Origin of the sequence: Clostridioides sp. ES-S-0001-03, from assembly GCF_020676075.1 — a bacterium.
Classification (GTDB): Bacteria; Bacillota; Clostridia; order Peptostreptococcales; family Peptostreptococcaceae; genus Clostridioides.
The window spans coordinates 503583-523352 of sequence record NZ_JACVWJ010000002.1 but is presented as its reverse complement, the minus strand read 5'-3'; the positions used below and the strand labels follow the sequence as shown (position 1 = coordinate 523352).

Below are 19770 nucleotides of genomic sequence, written 5' to 3'. Positions count from 1 at the left end.
TAAATTTAATTAAAACATAAACACACAAAACTATAACTCTAATTATAATACAATATTAGTTCTCGATTAAATGTTTTGTATTGGACATCCCCCCTGTAAAATAATTATAACTGCCCAAATTACAAATAGTTGATATTAACAAATTACGTTTAAATTCCAACAAATATTAAAACCCATATTATACGTATAATTTGTTATAGATTTAACCTAATACACACTTAAAGTATACTATATTATGCCAAATTTGTAACAAAAATTTTATAAATACATAATAAATTTTTTTTATTCAATTATTTGTTTAATAAATTAACCTAGGTTTTCATAATAACTCAGATTTCTTTAAAAACTAAACATGTATAAGGCTTTAATCTATTGCAATACCAGCTTTTATATAAACTAAAATATACTCTTATTTTATTATATATCTAAAATTTTTAATATTCATTAATTATTTGAATTTTTATATAAAATTTTTATATTTTCTAAAGATTTATTTACTTATGTAATAATTTATAATAATATTAATTTATAAAGTTAATAATTATTATGAATACACATAAAAATAATTAAAAATAGGAGGTTTGTTTTTTGAAAAATATTATTTCTGCAAAAGAACTTATATCTAAATTAGAACATAATGATAATCTAGTTGTTATAGATTGTAGATTTGACCTTATCAATAGAACTTATGGTATTGATTCTTATAAAAAAGGACATATAAAAGGTAGCTTTATCTTGGATATAGACAAGGATTTATCATCTCCTACAAAAGAACATGGCGGTAAAAATCCTTTACAAGACCCTTTTATATTAAAAGAAAAGTTAGAAAAAATGGGTGTTGATAATTACACTACAATTGTAGCTTATGATGATGGAGATTTAAATGGTGCTTGTAGACTATTCTTCCAATTAAAACACTTAGGTCTTGAAAATGTCTATGTATTAGATGGTGGAATAACAGCTTTTGTAAAAGAAGGTGGAGAATTAGAAGAAAAAATAAATATTCCAAACTGTACAGACAAAAAAATTAAGCCTAATGTAAATGACAGTTTAGTTGTTCCAATGGAATATGTTAAGTCTAAATTATATGACAAAAATACTGTGATTATAGATTGTCGTGCTAATGAAAGATACCAAGGTTTAGTTGAACCTGCATATTCAAAAGCTGGCCATATACCTAGTGCAAAAAATTACTTTTGCAAGGATTTAATAAAAGGTGATTTTGAAAATGGCTCACTTAAAGATACTGAATTTTTAAAAGACTTCTTTAAGGATTTAAACAATTATGAAGAAGTAATTTTGTCTTGTGGTTCAGGAATATCTGCTTGTGTTAACAGCCTTGCACTTAGAGAACTTAATATGCCCCATAAGATTTATGTTGGTAGCTTTAGTGACTGGATTAGCTATGATGACAACGAAGTTAAAACTGGACAAGAATAAAGTTAATAATCAATAAAACTAGCATATTATATATCTTAGTTTTTTATAAAGGCGTTAGTCATTGTAGACTTTCGCCTTTTATTATCATCATTTCATATAGATTCCTTTAGTCATTAAATATAAATTTAGTTTACAATATTAATAAACTGCAACATGACCGTCACATCTTGACTCTGTTGCACAAACATAACTTTCTTGCTCTGTTTTGAAGATTATTTGTCCCCTACCCATATCAACATTATCATGAATTACTTTTATCTCATGACCTTTTTCAATAAGAGCATCTACCATCTGTCTTGGCATCTCTGATTCAACTTCTATCTCTTTACCTTTTATCCACTGCCATCTTGGAGCATCTAATGCCTCTTGAGGGTTTAAACCAAAGTCTATCATACTCGTTAATACTTGAAGATGTCCCTGTGGTTGCATAAAAGCACCCATTACACCAAATGGACCTATTGCCTTATCATCTTTACCTAAAAAACCAGGTATTATTGTGTGATAAGGTTTTTTAAATGGTTTTACTACATTATGGTGTTTAGGGTCTAAGTTAAAATTATTACCTCTACTATGTAGTGCAATACCAGTGTTTGGTATTACTATCCCAGAACCAAAATTTATATAATTACTCTGTATATATGAAACCATATTTCCATCTTTGTCAGCAGTACAAAGATATACAGTTCCACCACAATATGGTTCTCCTTCTTTTGGGTATAAAGCTTTTTCATTATCAATCAATAAACTTCTCTTTTTTGCATAATCTTGACTTAATAATTCCTGAACCTTTACTTTCATATGTTCTATATCAGTTACATAAGTTTTAGAATCTGCAAAAGCCAGTTTTAAGCTTTCTATAATCTTATGTATGTCATCTACATTTTCTATATCTCCTTTTATGTCCAATTCTTTTAATATATTTAATGCCATTAGGACTGTTATTCCATGTCCATTCGGTGGAATTTCAAATATTTTATATCCTTTGTATTCTGTGCTTATAGGTTCTACCCAAGTTGGATAAAAACTCGCTAAATCACTTTTTCTTATAGCTCCCTCAAACTTTCTAGAACACTCATCTATTTTATCTGCTAGTCTACCTCTATAAAAACTTTCAGCTTGTGTATTGGCTATTTCTTCTAATGTATTAGCATGCTCTTCACATACAAATATGTCACCAGCTTCTGGAGCTTTACCATCCTTAGAAAACGTCTCAAACCATGACTTAAATTCTTCTCCAACAAATTCTTTTTCATATAGTTCATAGGATTTTTTCCATACTTTTGATACATTAGGAGAAACAACATATCCTTCTCTTGCATATTTAATTGCTGGAGATAAACATTCTAGTAGACTAAGTTTTCCATACTTTTTATTTAATTCTGCCCAAGCTGCAGGTATTCCAGGTACAGTTACTGCTCCAAATCCATACTTTGGCATTTCTTTCATGTTCTTGTAATTTTTTAATTCCATTCTTTCTGGAGCAAAACCGCTAGAATTTAGTCCATATAATCGTTTTTCTTCCTCTATCCAAACAAGAGCATATGCGTCTCCTCCAATTCCATTACTTGTAGGTTCAACTACAGATAATGTAGCAGCAGTTGCAACTGCTGCATCCACAGCATTTCCACCTTTTTTTAGTATTTCAAGCCCAGCTTGAGAAGCTAATGGCGTTGAAGTTGCAACTGCTCCATTTTTAGCATATATAACATTTCTTATTGATGGATATTTATGTTGATGAGCATCAAACATCATAATTTTCAACTCCTTGTCATTTTTATTTTATATTTTCCTTAAATTTATTATATAACATTAATTAATACAACTGATACAAAATACAAACTTTTTCCAAGACTTAATTACATTATTATAATATTTTTTTGTTTTGATTAGATAAGCTATCTTGTTTTTAGTATTTAATTCTTATTAAGTAAAAAATACTCTACAACTTAATCTATTATCATATTTTGAGCGTATTTTAATGTTATAAAATAATATATAAAATAACCTATATAATAAATGGCTAGTGTTGTAATAATTGGTATAAGCAATGGCCTAGTTATAAATTTTTGAGCAATTGACATAGCAAATAAATTATGAATTGTACCTACAATTAATGGCAACAAAAATACAACTTTTAATTGTCTTGATATTATTTTCTCAATATCTTGATTATTTGCCCCAAGTTTTTTTAGCATAATATATCGTTCTTTATCATCATATATATTTGATAATTGCTTAAATAAAATTATACTTCCTGTACACAAAAGAAATACTACAGATAGAAATATACCTATAAATAACATAAGACCACTTACTCTAATTAAATCATTATAGTTTTCGACATTTGATGTAAAATTAAAAGGATAAGTTGATTCCATATTTTTATCAACTATATTTTTTAATCTTAAAGACATATCAAACTCTTTTTTTTCATTTTTTATATCAATTAATCTTAATAATCTCGATTCTCCTCCTGATTTTAATCTATTAAATATGTTATCTTTTACCACAATTAAATCAAATGTTGATTGTAAATTTATTTCTGGCTCTAAAATATTTTTTTGAACTGTAAATAAATTCATCTTCTCTTTTTCTTTAATGTATACATCTATTTTTTGAGTACCAGTACTTTTAAGAAACATTCTCTTATATGAATCTGAAACATAATATACATGCTTTTCTGAAGTTAATTCTTCATAATTACTGTTTTGATATTGTCTTAATTTCTTAAAATCACTTTCTTTAATAAAATCTACAATCACTGTATTTTCTCTATAAACTCCTCCTTTTTTATAGTACAATTTAAAATTTACATCTCTACTTATAAACTCTACTGTCTTATCAAAAAGCACCTTATCATCTTCTTTATATTTATATAGCAGCTTATCGATTTCATTATTTACAAGAGAATTTTCTGCATTTATAGTATAACTATACTTGTAGTTTTCATTTATATTTCTATCTATATCGTAATAAATTGATATTGTAAATCCTAACATAGTTACACTTGTAGCTATTAATATTGCTATTATTGCCAATACTCTGCTATTATTCTTTAATTTGAATCCAAGTTCTGAAAATGCAATTAGATTTCTTCCCTTGTAATAAAAACTTTTTTTCTTCTTAGCAACATCTATAATTATCGACATTATTGATGAAAAAAATAAAAAAGTACCTGGTATTATTGTAATTAATATAAAAGCTGAAAACATTATGTTTTCAACAATGAAATGACTAACTGACATTAAATAAGAAAATACTATCAGTAAAACTCCAAGAGTTCCCTTTAGCTTTATAAATCTTTTATTTGTATATTTTTCTGGTGACTTCTTAAATAACTCTACAATTTTTTTATTCCTAATAACTATAATATTTCTCATTCCAATTACTACAAATATTATTAAAAATATTCCTAATGTCTGAATTAAAGCCCTTATACTTAAAGTCATCTTTACTACTATAATCTCTTTCATTAATTTTACAAGAATCATTGTCATAAGCTTTGAAAATAAAAAACCTAAAGATATTCCTATTAATATTGCAAAGATTCCCATCAAAAAAGTTTCATATAAAAATATTCTGCCTATCTGATTTTTTCTCATTCCAATCAAGCTATAAGTACCTATCTCTTGCCTACGTCTATTAAAGAAAAATGAATTTGAATAATATATAAACAAAAAAACAAATACCACTATTACAATTGAACTTGTATTAATACCTATTTTAGTTTTTCTACCAAGTAAATTTAAGGCTTCATTGTACTCTATTGACTTGAAACTAAAGAATATAAATACACTAAATACAATTGAAACGAAGTACATAAAATAGCTTAAAAAGTTCTTTTTTATATTTTTTATAGCAATTTTAAATAAACTCATTTTTATTAACTCCTCCAATTAAGGAAACTGTATTTAGTATTTTATTATAGAATTCTTTTGTGCTTTCTCCTTTTATAAGTTCTGTAAAGATTATTCCATCCTTTATAAAGAGTATTCTACTACAAAAACTTGCACTTATAGCATCATGTGTTACCATTAATATTGTTGAATCGTTATCTTTATTTAATTTTACTAGAGAATTTAATAAATCCCTTGCAGATTTAGAATCTAATGCTCCTGTAGGCTCGTCTGCAAGTATTAATGATGGTTTTGTTACTATTGCTCTACAAACAGCGCCTCTTTGTTTTTGTCCACCTGAGACTTCATTAGGATATTTATCTAATACTGATTCTATATTTAGTGATTTTGAAACTTCTTTTATTCTACTTTCTATTACTGATACTTTTTCATTTTTTAAAGAAAGAGGTAGCATTATATTTTCTTTTATAGTTAATGTATCTAAAAGGTTAGAGTCTTGAAATACAAATCCAAGATTATCACGTCTAAAGTCGGCTAATTTATTTTGTTTCATTTTAATAATATTCTTATTCTCTATATAAACATTTCCTGATGAAGGCAAATCTATTGTAGAAATAATGTTCAAAAGAGTTGATTTTCCAGCTCCAGATGAACCCATAATACCTACAAATTCGCCTTTATAAACTTTAAAACTTATTCCCTTTAAAGCTTCATATTTTGAGCCTTTTCTACCATACTCTTTTTTTATATTTTCAACAATTAATATTTCTTCCATAATTACTTACCACTCCTCAACATAATTGCTCATTTTCCAATTCTTATAAATATATTATATATATTAAAGTAGTTTTTAACCATTTACTTATATTAATATAATGTTACATTTCTGTAAGTATTAATTATATTTCTTCCTTTTTACTAGAATTATATTTAAAATATAATTTGTCAAGTAAAATATAGTTATATTAATATAATTATTTTAAATTATAAGGTAGAAATGTTTGAACTTATCAAGTAAAATATAGTTATGTTAATATAACTATTCTGGATTAGGAGGTAAAAATGTTTAAAATAATGGTAATTGAAGATGATGTTTCATTAAAACATCAAATAGCAGATTGTCTTTCTAAATGGGGACATATTGTCTATCAAATAGAAAATCTTGAAAACATAATAGAAGAATTTAAGCATTATAAACCACAATTGGTTTTATTAGATATAAATCTTCCATTTTATGATGGATTTCATTGGTGTAATGAGATAAGAAGAATTTCCAAAGTTCCAATAATATTTATTTCTTCAAGAAATTCTAATATGGATGTGATAATGGGTGTAAATCTAGGCGCAGATGATTATATACAAAAACCATTTTCTATAGATGTTTTAATAGCTAAAGTAAATGCTCTTTTAAGAAGAACTTATAATTTTGTTGATAATAATTCAAATAAAATTGTCCATAATGGGGTTACTTTGGATTTATCAACTGCAACTATATGTTATAAAGATAGTACTATTGAGCTAACCAAAAATGAAATTAAAATTCTTCATGAACTTATGAGGAATAAAAGTAAAATAGTTAGTAGAAATAAACTTATGAAAAAATTATGGGATAATGATTGGTTTGTAGATGATAATACTCTCACTGTTAATGTAAACAGAATACGTTCAAAATTAAGTGAAATTGGATTGGAAGACTTTATAGAAACTAAAAGAGGATTAGGTTATATAATCAGTTAAAATAGTTTTAAGTAGGTGAATTTATGAGTTTTAAAGATTTTCTCAAAGATAAACTCGAATTTTTAGTATACAACTTTGGTTTCTTACTTTTTACGATAGCAGTTATTATATTTTCTCCTATTGATGCTCTCTTAGTAGATACTATTGTATACATATTAATTGTAAATATAGTATTTTCATTTATATATATACTTACTGGCTACATTAAGAAAAATAGATTTTTAGAGAAAATTAAAAATAATACATTCAAAGTTAGTACTAATGATATAGAATTAGTTAAATGTACAAATGAAGAAAAAATATATTTGGATATAATTAAAGGTTATCAAAGCCAGTGTGATGATATAATAGATATCAATACTAAGAAATTTGAAGAAAATAAAGAAATTATGAGTATGTGGGTACATGATATAAAAATACCTATAGCAATAATTAAACTAGTACTTGAACAAAACGAAGATTTAATCGAAGAAAAAATTTCAGATGATATTGATAAAGAGATATTTAGAATTGAAAATTCTATTGAAAGAATTTTATATTTATCTAGACTTGAAGATTTTCATAAAGATTTTTTGATTCAAGAAGTAAATATTGAAAATATTCTTAGAGATATTATAAGAAAATATTCAAAATATTTTATCTCAAAAAAAATAATTTTAAACTTAAATAATTTGAATTATACAGTTTTATCAGACGAAAAATGGCTTCACTTCATATTCGAGCAATTATTAAATAATTCCCTAAAATATGCCTCAATAGAAGATAATATATCTATCTATTGCAAAACCCACAAAAATTATTTACAATTAAGGGTGGAAGATACTGGCTGTGGTATAAAAAAGGAAGATTTAAATCGAATATTCAATAAGGGATTTACAGGTAATAATGGAAGAAATAGCACTAAATCTACAGGGCTTGGTCTTTATTTAGTAAAAGAACTTTGTGACAAACTTGGCCATAAAATTGATGTAGATTCAGAGTACAATCAATATACAAAAATTACTATTACATTCAAAGATTATCTATAGTATCTTATATATTGATAAGTTATTTTCATTTGACTTATATTCAACATGCTTCTTATAATGATTCTATATGTACATCCCAGTATATAATAAGTAGTTTTTATACAAAGGAGGAAAACATGTCTTTTCTAAAAAAATTTAAAAATAAAAAATTTAGAAATAGTAGCTTTAAGAGTAATAGCTTTAAAAATACTAGCTTTGGAAGTAATAATTTCAAAGCTAAAAATAAAGGTTTTAAAAATAATCCTTTTAAAAACAAGAGATTTAAAATCTATGCAGGAATCGTGATAATCATACTTTTAATATTAGGGGTACTTGCTTATGTCGATTCAAAAAATACTGAATTACAAACTAATGAAAACTTCATAGAAACATACACTATTCCAGAAAACGAAAAAATATTTATAAATGGTATGGTTGTTCCTAAGCAAACTAAAGACTTTAATATTTCTGGAGATTATGAGTTAAGTGATGTAAATGTTACAAATGGGCAAAAGGTAAATCAAGGAGACCTTCTTTTTACTGCTAAAAATCCAACTATAATAGCAGAAATAGATAGTCTAAAATCACAACTTAGCCAATATAAAAAACAAAAGATATCACTTGCAAATATTGATGAAAATAGAGATGCTATAGCTTCTATAAATGCACAAATAACAGCTTTAAACTCTCAGATAGCTTCTTTAGATAAGAAAGCATATGATAGAACTACTGCTCCTTTTGATGGTACTGTATACTTAAATGACCAAACTGGAAATCCAGACCAACCAGCTTCATTTATGACTATTCAAGGTCTAGAGTTTTATATGAAGGGGCAAGCAAGTGAACAAGATTTACCTAAGATGAAAATTGACCAAATGGTTAATATATTAGTTTTCTCAACTGACCAAAATCTTACTGGTAGAATAAGTTTTATATCTGATAAGCCATCTACTCCAAGTAGCGAGATGGGAGCTCAACAAAGTACTTTATCTTATTATGATATAAACATAGCATTTGATAACCAAGAAGGGTTGACAAATGGATTCCATCTTCAAGCATCACTTGAAGTAGCTAACTCAAGCTTTAAAATACCAGCATCTTGTGTACTTAAGGATAAAAAACACTCATATGTATTTAAAGACTTAGATGGAATCTTGAAAAAACAAATTGTAGATGTTGCAAGTAAAAATAATGACTTTGCTGTAATTAGAGGCGGTCTTGAACAAGGTGATATAGTAATAAAATACCCTACTAAAGAAATGAAAGAAGGAGACCCAGTTCAAGGTGATGGTGTAACTGCTGGCTCTAATAATAATGGAGATGCTACTCCAGATAAAAATTTAAAAGAAGTTAATATGGATGTGAATTAATTTACATATGTTAATTAAATTAGAAAATATTCAAAAATATTACAAAGTAGGGAAAGATGAATTACATGTTTTAAAATCCTTAAATTTAGAAATTGAATCTGGAGAATTTGTCATGATAATGGGTAAATCTGGTAGTGGTAAAACCACTTTACTTAACATCTTAGGTTTTCTTGATGTGTTTGACGAAGGAAGATATATATTTGATGGCACAGATGTAACTAATCTCAGTGAAAATGAGCGTTCTGTTTTTAGAAATATCAATATTGGTTTTGTTTTTCAACAATTTAATTTAATAGAAACTTTAAATATATATCAAAATGTAGAGCTACCTTTAATTTACAATAAAATATTAAAAAAATCTGAAAGAGAAGAAATTGTTAAGAGCAAACTAAAATCTGTTGGGCTTTTAGATAAAATCAAACAAAAACCTCTTCAATTATCTGGTGGTCAGCAACAACGTGTAGCTATTGCACGTTGTTTGGCAAATGACCCTCAAATAATCTTTGCTGATGAACCAACTGGAGCATTGGATAGTGAAACTAGCAGGGAAATTATGGAACTTTTGACAGAACTTAATGAACAAGGCAAGACTATAATAATGGTTACACATGATCAGGATTTGACTAAGTATGCAACTAAGGTCATACGACTTAAAGATGGTGTGTTTACTTCGGAGGTGTAATCATGGGCTTATTAAAAAATTCTTTGGCTAATTTAAAGGGGCACAAGCTTCGTGTCTTTGTAGCTTTACTTTGGATTATTATAGGAATAACTTCAGTAATACTTGTTAGTTCTATAGGTAATGGATTTCAAAAAGAAATCAAGAAATCTGTAAATAACGCTAATCCTAATAAAACTACTATTTCATTTGAATCAGCTGATAACACAGGTCTTACCAATGATATGAGTATATTTTTAAAGCCATTCAATGCAAAAGATTTAGAAGAATTATCATTTGTTGAAGGTGTAGAAAGAATTGCTCCTGCAAGAGATGGATTTAATCTTGATTCAACTTATTCTTCTGAGGCATCTTTTGATAAAAAAACGACTTATGTGGAAGTTGGACCAGTAAAAAAAGATTCAAAAATAAATTTAATCTGTGGTAGAGATTTTTCCTTGGATGATGAAAAAAGAAAGGTAATTCTACTTACACAGCAAAGTGCAAGTGAAATTTTTGAAAATCCAGAAGACGCTTTAGGCCATGGTATTAATGTAAATGGAACTATATTTGAAATAATTGGAGTATTGGATGATTCTTCTAACCAACAACAAGCTGGAGGATTTTTAGGAGGTTATCAAGATATGCAATTTATAACTTCTCTTATACCTAAAAAAGCTTTTGATAGTCTAATGAGTCAAAACTCTTACTCCACTGAAATTTATCAGTTAGACTTAGTTTGTTCTAAAGGATATAATGTGAATGAAGTTGCAAACAATATTATAGCTAAACTATATGAAATGCATCCTGGTATCAATGGTTCTTATACTACACCAGACCCAACTGAACAAACAGCTTATCTTGAAAGCATCAATTCTAATGTCAATAAATATGTATCTATAATAACTGTAGTTGCAATGTTTGTTGGTGGTATTGGTGTAATGAATATAATGTATGTATCAGTTATGGAAAGACAAAGAGAGATTGGTATAAGACGTGCTATTGGTGCAAAACCTAGGTCTATATTATTTCAATTTTTAGTTGAAGCTGTTTTTATAACGGTATGTGGAGGAATTTTAGGAACTATAGTTGGATTTATTGCTACTAACTATGTTTCTAAATACATTGGATTTGAAGCAATTCCTAGCTTAAATAGCTTACTTTATGCTATTTTGGCTACTATATTAACTGGAGTTGTATTTGGTTTAATACCAGCCTTTAAAGCCTCTAAACTAGACCCTATAAAGGCAATTTATAAATAGTATTTCCATTAATAAGTTATTATTTTTAAATTGTTTTCTAAAACATGCTTAAATATTTAATGCACTATTATATATGATAGATTAAGAACTTAATCTTTTTCAAATCAAATATAATAGTGCATTGTTATTTTCAAAATTACTAATGAATTATTTGCTTTAAATATTTTTAATATTAATATCTAATCTATTATGCCTCTTATGAAATCTGTTTTGTTATCACAATAAGAGTTAACATCATACCTATAAAGTTTTGCTAGCTTCTTTTTTAAGTCAGAATATTCTTTAACCTTATCTGGATTTAGTCTCAAATACTCTCGAAATTTAATATGCTCTAAATATCCTTTCCCATCTTTAGGACATACATATAAATTATGCTCCATGAAACTAGTTGTCTCATAAGAAAATGCTTCTCTTCCTTCTACTTCTAAATTGCCTAGATGTTTATACCCTAATTTTTTTAGTTTACTGACAACATCATTTAAGTAGCTATAGTCTCCAATTATTATATCAACATCTAATCTAGGTTTTGCAGAAAGCCCTTCAACAGATGTGCTACCAACATGTTCTATTTTCAAAATCGAATTACCTAGAGTCTTTTCTAGTGTAGATTTTAATTTTTCAAACTCATACTTCCAATTTGGATTATAATCTACTATTTCAACAATTTTTGTAGTTAATCCTGTTACTTTTAATTGGTAGACATCATGTTTCATTACTTGTCCTCTATAAATCTTGTCGCACTCAGATATTTTCTTCATACCTAGTTTTTTTGCCACATTTATAGATGCTATATTTTCAGGTCTGATATCTGCTACTAAAGTATCTACATTTAAGTTTCTAATAGCATAATCTATACATATAGTAGCACCTTCTGTAGCATAACCTTGATTCCAATATTCTCTTTTTACTATATAACCTATTCCTAACCCTATGTCCTGTTTTATAAGGCCTATTTGCCCCACTACATTATCTATATACTTATCTATAACAATAAAATATCCATATCCATCATTATTATATCTCTGTATATTTCTATCAATCCATTCTGTAACTTCTTCATCAGAAAAAGCATGTTCCCATGCATACATTACTTCTGAATCTTGTAACATTTTACTTATTTCCTTAAAATCACTATGATTCATTTGTCTAATATATAATCTTTTGCTTTCAATCACTGTATTCACCACCCTTAAAACACAACCTTAAGCGTTGTATACAACTTCTCCATTACATATAGTATAATTAACTTTCCCATATAGAGATTTACCTCTAAATGGGGAATTGTCAGCTTTAGAAGCAAAATCTTCAACTATCCATTCTTCTTCAGGATTAAATATAACAATATCTGCTACTGCTCCTTCTTCTATAAAACCAACATTTAAATTGTATAGTTTTGCAGGATTTGTAGACATTTTTTCTATTAACTGCATCATACTAAGATGATTTTTATATACTAAGTTTGTTATTCCAAGAGACAACGAAGTTTCAAGCCCTATAATACCACTTGGAGCTTTTATAAACTCTCTATCTTTTTCTTCTTTACTATGAGGTGCATGGTCTGTTGCTATTATCTCAATAGTACCATCATTTAATCCTTCTATAATCTTATCTCTATCCCACTTAGTTCTTAAAGGCGGATTCATTTTTGCATTTGTTCCAAACTCTAATACATCTTCCTCAGTCAGTGTAAAGTGATGTGGTGAAGCTTCTGCAACTACGTTTGCTCCAAGATATTTTGCAAATCTAACCATATCAACAGAAACCCCAGAACTTATATGTTGTATATCAATCTTAGCACCAGTTTTTAGTGCTAACATGCAATCTCTAGCAACCATTACATCTTCTGCTACATTCGATGCACCTTTTAGACCAAGCTCTGAAGCTATCTTTCCTGCATTTACGCCAGGATTTCCAACTAAAGAAGGGTCTTCTTCATGAAAACTAAGTGGTACATCTAACTCTTTTGCCTTAATCATTGCTTCCATAATTAGACTGCTATCCATTAAAGGTAATCCATCATCAGTAAATCCTGGAACTCCAGCCTTTTTAAGATTTTCCATATCCACTAACTCTTTACCTTCAAAACCTTTTGTTATAGCTGCTGCTTGTAAAACATTTATACATGCATTTTTTGCTTTTTCCTTCACATAGTTAAAAGTATCTTCATTATCTACAATTGGGTCAGTATTTGCCATACATATAACGGTTGTAAATCCACCTCTAGCTGCAGATTTAGCTCCACTATCTATATCTTCTTTATATGTAAATCCTGGGTCTCTAAAATGTACATGTACATCTACTAATCCAGGTGCAACTATATTCCCACTAGCATCTATTATTTTTTCAAATTCATCATTTTCATCAAAATTACCTATTTTATAGATTTTATTTTCTTTTATAATTAAATCTATTTTCTCATCTCTTTGACTCTTAGGGTCTATCACTCTACCATTTTTAATTAAAATCATGTTATTTCTCCTTTATAATTTTCATTTATATAGACTCATATAATATTATACATTATTTTACATACTTAAATACAAAATTACGTTTGACATCAATAGCCTTTTTAGGACAAAGTTCATGACAACAGTAACATCTTATACATTTATTTAAATCTATAAGAGCACCTCTATTCCCTATCTCTATGGTATTTGCAGGACAAGCTTCCTTGCACTTTCCACATTTTATACAATCCTTAAATCTAACCACTGGCTTTGGTGTTATAAGTTTTGAAATAGGTTCATTTAAAAATTTTGGCAATTTTACAGAAAATAGCCTTAAATCTTTACTTACAATTGGTACCTTATAATCTTTTATAATTAAATCCTTTATATCTTCTCCTACAATCTCAATATCTAAAAAGTCTTCTTTTATATACTCTCTTTTAATAGCCCCTCTAATTGTAGCAACTTTATTTGGAAGCAAACCTATAATCTTACATGCAACAACATCTATAGCATATGGATTTTGTGATGCTAATAAAACACCTATTTCTTTAGGGTTTCCTGCTGAAGGACCATCCCCTTCCATCCCTACAATTCCATCCATAATTGTCAGTGTCGGATTTACATAATCACAAATATCTAAAAGTACATTTTCACAAAATAATTCCTCTGTAGGAAATCTATAATGTATTTCTGCTTTTTTTAATCCAGCTATACATCCATATAAGTTTTTTGTTCCACCAGTAAAAGTTGCCATCACATGTGTTTTTAATTTACAAAGATTTATTACATAATCAGCATCTATTACTGGTTTAATAATATCCATATATTTAAGAGCATGCGCTTTTTCACTATGTATCTTAACATCTGAAACATCATAATTTAATTTGATACCTAAATCATTTGCTACCTTTTCAATTCCAGATGTCTTATATATACTTTTAAGAGAGGCTTGATTATATGGTCCACCAGGACTATCTGCTACTACTACATCACAGTTTAATTCTAAAAGCTTTTCGCATACAACCCTTACTACCATAGGATGAGTAGTTGTAGCTTCTTCAGGCTTTTTTTTCATCAGTAGATTTGGTTTTACAAGTACTTTACTTCCTTCTTTTACAAACTTGTTAAGCCCTCCAATGTCATCTAAAATTTTTTCAATAGAAAATCTTACATTTTCATACTCATAATTTTTACAGCTTCTAACAGATACCGATTTCATATTATCTTCACCCTTTTATTACAAAGATTTTTTTATATTTTTTGTATAATTTAAAAAAGGAGAAACCAAAGTTTCTCCTTTTAATCTATGTTTTTAATTATTATTTTCCAAAATGTCTATTTAATAATCCTAAGAATGCTTTACCATGTCTAGCTTCATCTTTACACATTTCATGTACTGTATCATGTATAGCATCTAATCCTAATTCTTTAGCTCTCTTAGCTAATTTTAATTTTCCATCAGTTGCACCATATTCAGCGTCAACTCTAACTCTTAAGTTTTCTTTTGTATCTGCAACTACAACTTCTCCAAGAAGTTCTGCAAATTTAGCAGCATGTTCAGCTTCTTCAAAAGCTATTCTCTTATATGCTTCTGCTACTTCTGGATATCCTTCTCTATCAGCTTGTCTACTCATTGCTAAATACATTCCTACTTCTGTACATTCACCAGTAAAGTTAGCTCTTAATCCTTCGATTATTTCTGCATCCACACCTTGAGCTACTCCTATTCTATGTTCGTCAGCCCAAACCATTTCACCTTTCATTTCTTCGAATTTATCAGCTCCAACTTTACATACTGGACATTGTGCTGGTGCAGCATCTCCTTCATGTATATATCCACATACTGTACAAACAAATTTTTTCATAATTAAATTCCTCCCAATTTTATATTAATTAAATTTTTATTTTAAAGTTTAATAACTTGCTACAAGAATATATATACCCCATGTACTATAGTTTAAACACTAAAAATAAAATTTATTTCCTAATTAATTTTATCACTTTGAAACATTGGTATCAACTAAGTTTTGATGTCAAATTTCTACATAATATATACTTTATTTGATTAATTAGGAAACAATTGTCTATTTAAATACTTTCTAGTGAAGAATCTTTTGACTCTTTAAGTTCTACTTTTTTACTTTTTAAAAATGATAATTTAGTTTCTGCTGTTATAATTGCACCAAATATCAATATACTACCAATAACTAATTTGGCTGTAATAGGTTCTTTTAAAATTATTATAGAAAATATAGTCCCAAATATAGCTTCAGTAGATAGTATTATGGCTGTTCTAGTTCCATCAACTCTCTTTTGACATATAGTTTGGAATAAAAACCCTATTGAAGTACTAAATATAGCTAAATATATAGTTCCCATATATCCAGACAATTCAGCTTCCATTTTCAACTGTCCTGCAAATGTCTGAACTACTAAAGACAGTAAAAATGCTACAGTAAATTGAATAGCTGTTAATGCCATTGGATTGTTATCTTTAGCAAATTCGCTAGTAAAGAATATATGAAATGCAAATCCAAATGAACATATAAGTGTTAAAAAATCTCCAAAATTAACAGAGAAATCAGCCTCTAAAGAAAGTATACCTATACCTACAAGAGCTACTAAACTACTTATTAATCCTATTTTATCTAGTTTTCTTCTATAAAGTATAAATCCTATGAATGGAACTATTACAACATTTGCTGCTGTTATAAATGCATTTTTAGATGGTGTAGTGTACATAAGTCCAATGGTTTGTACTGTAAAGGCTAAAAATAAAAATATTCCTAAAAGCCCTCCTGCTTTTAATAAATGCTTTCCCATATTGGCACGAATTTGTTTAAAAAATAATAAATTCATAATTACAGCTGCCAAGAAAAATCTTATAGTTATTATTTGTAGAGGTGTAAGCCCACCGTCTAGTGCAAATTGGGTTGCTACAAAGCCACTTCCCCATATAATTGCTATGAATATTAGTCCTATTTCTCCAAAGTATTTTTTCAATAAAGCCCCCTCCTTTTTATTTTTTTGCAAAATTATAAACCCCCTAAACAGCAAGAGAGTTTTTCTATAAGCATTACTATAAATTTATATAGTTATAGTAAATTTTTTCAGTATTTTAAATCTAGATTTATATCCACTATTTAACATTAATATATTAATCATTTTTTGTAAACACCTTTTTAATAAATTTTTACCTTTTTTATATTTTTTTTACTTATATTAAATTTTTTTATAGATAATTTCAATATCTAGGATACTTTTATATTATGCAAATAATGTTGTATAAGTTACACTTTAGTTATTTTAGTTACAACTTTGTCGGTTTACTTTTTCTACTTTCTTCGATATAATTATAATATATTTTTGATACAATTCGACAAAAAGGGGGAATGTTGAAATCATGGTAAAAAAAAGAAAAAAGAAAACTATGGCACTTACTATAATTGTTGTAATAGTTATTGGTATTTTTTCTATGGCATGGGCGGATATGTCCAAGAAAAGAGAAATTAAAGAAACTCAAGAAAAGCTTAAAGCTGAAAAATTAGAAAAAGAAAGAATTGAAAAAGAAAAAAATGAGCCTATCATTGGTGCAAAAAAAGAAGCTGCAAAAGAATATGGATATGACGCAAAATTAGTTTGGGATAAACTTAACAAATACGACTATTCAAATAATGGAGAAAAAATAGTATTCCTTACATTCGATGATGGACCATCTACTACTAATACTCCACAAGTCCTAGATATCTTAAAAAGACACGATGTTAAAGGAACTTTCTTTATTAAGGGGGATTCTCTTGAACGAAAAGGTGCCAATGAAATTTTAAAAAGAACATTTGATGAGGGAAATGCAATAGCTCATCACTCATATTCTCATGACTACAAAAAACTATACCCTGGCAGAAGCCTAAATCTTGATACATTTGTAAATGAACTTAATAAAACAGATGAAGCCATGAAAAAAGTTCTAGGAAAGAATTTTTCATCACATGTAGTTAGATGCCCAGGTGGATATATGTCATGGAAAAATATGGAACCTTTAGGTAACTACTTAAAAGAAAAAAATATGGCATCAATAGACTGGAATGCTCTAAATGCTGATGCAGAAGGTAAAAAGAAAAATGCTCAAGAGTTATTTGAACATGCAAAGAAATCTTCTGAAGGTAAAGAAATAGTTGTACTTTTAATGCATGATACTTATGGAAAGCAAGAAACAGTAAATGCACTAGACCAAATTATAACATATTTTAAAGATAATGGTTACCAATTTAAAACCTTAATATAATAAAAAAGCAAGTTCATTGATTATACTTTTATATAACCAACGAACTTGCTTTTATTTTACTTTACTAACTCTATTTTTACAAATTTTTTCTTTCCTATTTGAACAACAAGTTCGCTTTCTTTAGCAACTGTACTTAAATCTTCCACTTTCTCACCATTTACTTTTACTCCACCTTGAGATGCTAATCTTCTAACTTCACTCTTACTTTTAACAATCTCATTAGAAACTAATACTTCAATTAAATCAAATTCTTCTTGTTTAACTTGAATTGTTTGTATATCTTCAGGTATTTGACCTTTTTGGAATACAGATTTAAACCTTTCCTCAGCTTCTTTAGCAGCTTCTTCTCCATGGTATAAAGTTACTATTTCTCTTGCTAGATTCATTTTTATATCTCTTGGATTTACTGAACCATCTTTTAACTGAGTTTCAATTTTATTAACTTCATCAGGATGAACATCAGTTACTAAATTATAGTATTTAACTATAAGTTCATCAGGAATCTCCATAGATTTTTGGTACATTATTCCAGCTTCTTCATCTATTCCAATATAGTTACCTAAACTCTTACTCATTTTTTCTTTTCCATCTAAACCTTCTATTAAAGGCATCATTATTACTATTTGAGATTCCATACCAAATTCTCTTTGTAAAGATCTTCCCATTAATAAGTTAAATCTTTGGTCAGTTCCACCAAGCTCTATATCAGCTTCTAATGCTATTGAATCATATGCTTGCATCAATGGATAGAAAAATTCATGCACTGATATTGGCATTTGTCCTTCATATCTCTTCTTAAAATCTTCTCTTTCCAACATTCTCGCAACAGTAATAGTTGCAGCTAATTTTATTACATCTTCAAAGTTTAATTTAGCTAGCCATTCACTATTAAATCTTACAATAGTTTTTTCTTTATCTAAAACTTTAAATATTTGTTCTTGATAAGTTTTTGCATTTTCAAGAACTTGCTCTGTTGTTAAAGCTTTTCTAGCTTTAGATTTTCCAGTTGGGTCTCCAATTTTACCTGTAAAATCTCCAATTATAATTACTATTTGATGACCTAAATCTTGTAATTGTTTCATCTTTCTAAGAACTACTGTATGACCTAAGTGTATATCTGGAGCACTTGGATCTAACCCCAATTTTACTATCATAGGTTTTCCTTCTTTTTCTGATTTAATAAGTTTTTCTCTTAGCTCTTTTTCGTCTATTAAGTCGTCTACACCTTTCATAATGATTCGCATTTGCTCGTCTATTGATTTCATTTTCATTCCTCCTAAAATATTTATATAATCTATGATTTTTATTTTTATAATAAAAAAAGCTCTCATCCTATTAAAAGGACGAAAGCATTGCTTACGTGTTACCACCTTAGTTCACTAATATCTCACGATATTAATCTCTGTAGAGTATAATTTGTTTACTCATGTACTATAACGTGTACTATTCCGATATCTCTTAGTGGTTGTTATCTTTCAGAGATATTGCTCCAAGATGTATTCAAACTAAATCAATTTATTCCATTTCACCAAACTGGAACTCTCTGTTAAATAAAATTCAGCTCTACTTCTTCTCTTCACAGCACTTATATATTCAGATTATTTCATCAATTACAAGAAATTTTTCTTAACTTACTCATAATATATTATTATTTTTACATTTTGTCAACCTTTTTTATTATTATATACATGTTTTTTTACATTA

General features: G+C 27.8%; 16 protein-coding genes and 1 other annotated feature. Of the genes, 7 read left to right on the top strand and 9 right to left on the bottom strand.

Annotated features, from left to right (window positions below):
* Positions 1-588 precede the first annotated feature (588 nt).
* On the top strand, positions 589-1440 hold the full coding sequence (locus IC174_RS05615; RefSeq protein WP_227482342.1) for a sulfurtransferase: 852 nt from the start codon (positions 589-591) through the stop codon (positions 1438-1440).
* 138 nt (positions 1441-1578) lie between these two features.
* Here IC174_RS05615 and ggt read toward each other — a convergent pair whose 3' ends face one another.
* From ggt to IC174_RS05600, 3 genes are all read right to left on the bottom strand, one after another.
* Positions 1579-3192, bottom strand: coding sequence for a gamma-glutamyltransferase (ggt, locus tag IC174_RS05610; RefSeq protein WP_227432919.1), 1614 nt, complete (start codon positions 3190-3192; stop codon positions 1579-1581).
* A gap of 194 nt (positions 3193-3386) precedes the next feature.
* Positions 3387-5318 carry an ABC transporter permease gene (locus tag IC174_RS05605; RefSeq protein WP_227482341.1) on the bottom strand — a complete coding sequence of 644 codons (1932 nt, stop codon included), beginning with the start codon at positions 5316-5318 and terminating at the stop codon, positions 3387-3389.
* Complete coding sequence (locus IC174_RS05600) at positions 5305-6072, bottom strand: ABC transporter ATP-binding protein (RefSeq protein ID WP_227432917.1); 768 nt, start codon at positions 6070-6072, stop codon at positions 5305-5307. Before IC174_RS05600 ends, IC174_RS05605 begins: the two co-directional genes overlap by 14 nt.
* A gap of 287 nt (positions 6073-6359) precedes the next feature.
* Between IC174_RS05600 and IC174_RS05595 the strand changes: the two genes are divergently transcribed.
* The 5 genes from IC174_RS05595 (at position 6360) to IC174_RS05575 (ending at position 11331) form a co-directional block, all read left to right on the top strand.
* A complete protein-coding gene (locus IC174_RS05595) occupies positions 6360-7034 on the top strand; it encodes a response regulator transcription factor (protein ID WP_227432916.1) in 675 nt (224 codons plus the stop codon).
* A 23-nt stretch (positions 7035-7057) separates the two neighbouring features.
* Positions 7058-8062, top strand: coding sequence for a HAMP domain-containing histidine kinase (locus IC174_RS05590; RefSeq protein WP_227482340.1), 1005 nt, complete (start codon positions 7058-7060; stop codon positions 8060-8062).
* 116 nt (positions 8063-8178) lie between these two features.
* Positions 8179-9411, top strand: coding sequence for a biotin/lipoyl-binding protein (locus tag IC174_RS05585; protein WP_227482339.1), 1233 nt, complete (start codon positions 8179-8181; stop codon positions 9409-9411).
* 7 nt (positions 9412-9418) lie between these two features.
* Positions 9419-10093: an ABC transporter ATP-binding protein gene (locus IC174_RS05580; protein WP_227482338.1), complete on the top strand. Its 675-nt coding sequence runs from the start codon at positions 9419-9421 to the stop codon at positions 10091-10093.
* A 2-nt stretch (positions 10094-10095) separates the two neighbouring features.
* Positions 10096-11331, top strand: a complete 1236-nt coding sequence (locus tag IC174_RS05575; protein WP_227432912.1) for an ABC transporter permease — start codon at positions 10096-10098, stop codon at positions 11329-11331.
* Between the two features lie 179 nt (positions 11332-11510).
* Here IC174_RS05575 and IC174_RS21345 read toward each other — a convergent pair whose 3' ends face one another.
* From IC174_RS21345 to IC174_RS05550, 5 genes are all read right to left on the bottom strand, one after another.
* Positions 11511-12506: a GNAT family N-acetyltransferase gene (locus IC174_RS21345; protein ID WP_227432911.1), complete on the bottom strand. Its 996-nt coding sequence runs from the start codon at positions 12504-12506 to the stop codon at positions 11511-11513.
* Between the two features lie 27 nt (positions 12507-12533).
* The gene (locus tag IC174_RS05565; RefSeq protein ID WP_227432910.1) at positions 12534-13799 is read right to left on the bottom strand and encodes a dihydroorotase; all 1266 of its coding nucleotides are present in this window, start codon (positions 13797-13799) and stop codon (positions 12534-12536) included.
* A 52-nt stretch (positions 13800-13851) separates the two neighbouring features.
* The gene (locus IC174_RS05560) at positions 13852-15000 is read right to left on the bottom strand and encodes a DUF362 domain-containing protein (RefSeq protein ID WP_227432909.1); all 1149 of its coding nucleotides are present in this window, start codon (positions 14998-15000) and stop codon (positions 13852-13854) included.
* A gap of 100 nt (positions 15001-15100) precedes the next feature.
* Positions 15101-15646, bottom strand: a complete 546-nt coding sequence (locus IC174_RS05555) for an NADH peroxidase (RefSeq protein ID WP_009889371.1) — start codon at positions 15644-15646, stop codon at positions 15101-15103.
* A 223-nt stretch (positions 15647-15869) separates the two neighbouring features.
* Positions 15870-16814 carry a DMT family transporter gene (locus tag IC174_RS05550; RefSeq protein ID WP_227432908.1) on the bottom strand — a complete coding sequence of 315 codons (945 nt, stop codon included), beginning with the start codon at positions 16812-16814 and terminating at the stop codon, positions 15870-15872.
* A gap of 370 nt (positions 16815-17184) precedes the next feature.
* Between IC174_RS05550 and IC174_RS05545 the strand changes: the two genes are divergently transcribed.
* On the top strand, positions 17185-18066 hold the full coding sequence (locus IC174_RS05545; protein WP_227482337.1) for a polysaccharide deacetylase family protein: 882 nt from the start codon (positions 17185-17187) through the stop codon (positions 18064-18066).
* Between the two features lie 56 nt (positions 18067-18122).
* On the opposite strand, the gene tyrS is transcribed toward IC174_RS05545, so the two are convergent.
* Positions 18123-19331 carry a tyrosine--tRNA ligase gene (gene tyrS, locus IC174_RS05540; protein WP_227432906.1) on the bottom strand — a complete coding sequence of 403 codons (1209 nt, stop codon included), beginning with the start codon at positions 19329-19331 and terminating at the stop codon, positions 18123-18125.
* Between the two features lie 71 nt (positions 19332-19402).
* Positions 19403-19655 (bottom strand) — a binding site (T-box leader).
* Positions 19656-19770: the final 115 nt, after the last annotated feature.

Coding starts and splice junctions, on each gene's coding strand:
- ggt (WP_227432919.1), bottom strand. CDS start 3,192: ATGATGTTTGATGCTCATCAACATAAATATCCATCAATAAGAAATGTT.
- IC174_RS05605 (WP_227482341.1), bottom strand. CDS start 5,318: ATGAGTTTATTTAAAATTGCTATAAAAAATATAAAAAAGAACTTTTTA.
- IC174_RS05600 (WP_227432917.1), bottom strand. CDS start 6,072: ATGGAAGAAATATTAATTGTTGAAAATATAAAAAAAGAGTATGGTAGA.
- IC174_RS05595 (WP_227432916.1), top strand. CDS start 6,360: ATGTTTAAAATAATGGTAATTGAAGATGATGTTTCATTAAAACATCAA.
- IC174_RS05590 (WP_227482340.1), top strand. CDS start 7,058: ATGAGTTTTAAAGATTTTCTCAAAGATAAACTCGAATTTTTAGTATAC.
- IC174_RS05585 (WP_227482339.1), top strand. CDS start 8,179: ATGTCTTTTCTAAAAAAATTTAAAAATAAAAAATTTAGAAATAGTAGC.
- IC174_RS05580 (WP_227482338.1), top strand. CDS start 9,419: ATGTTAATTAAATTAGAAAATATTCAAAAATATTACAAAGTAGGGAAA.
- IC174_RS05575 (WP_227432912.1), top strand. CDS start 10,096: ATGGGCTTATTAAAAAATTCTTTGGCTAATTTAAAGGGGCACAAGCTT.
- IC174_RS05565 (WP_227432910.1), bottom strand. CDS start 13,799: ATGATTTTAATTAAAAATGGTAGAGTGATAGACCCTAAGAGTCAAAGA.
- IC174_RS05560 (WP_227432909.1), bottom strand. CDS start 15,000: ATGAAATCGGTATCTGTTAGAAGCTGTAAAAATTATGAGTATGAAAAT.
- IC174_RS05555 (WP_009889371.1), bottom strand. CDS start 15,646: ATGAAAAAATTTGTTTGTACAGTATGTGGATATATACATGAAGGAGAT.
- IC174_RS05545 (WP_227482337.1), top strand. CDS start 17,185: ATGGTAAAAAAAAGAAAAAAGAAAACTATGGCACTTACTATAATTGTT.
- tyrS (WP_227432906.1), bottom strand. CDS start 19,331: ATGAAATCAATAGACGAGCAAATGCGAATCATTATGAAAGGTGTAGAC.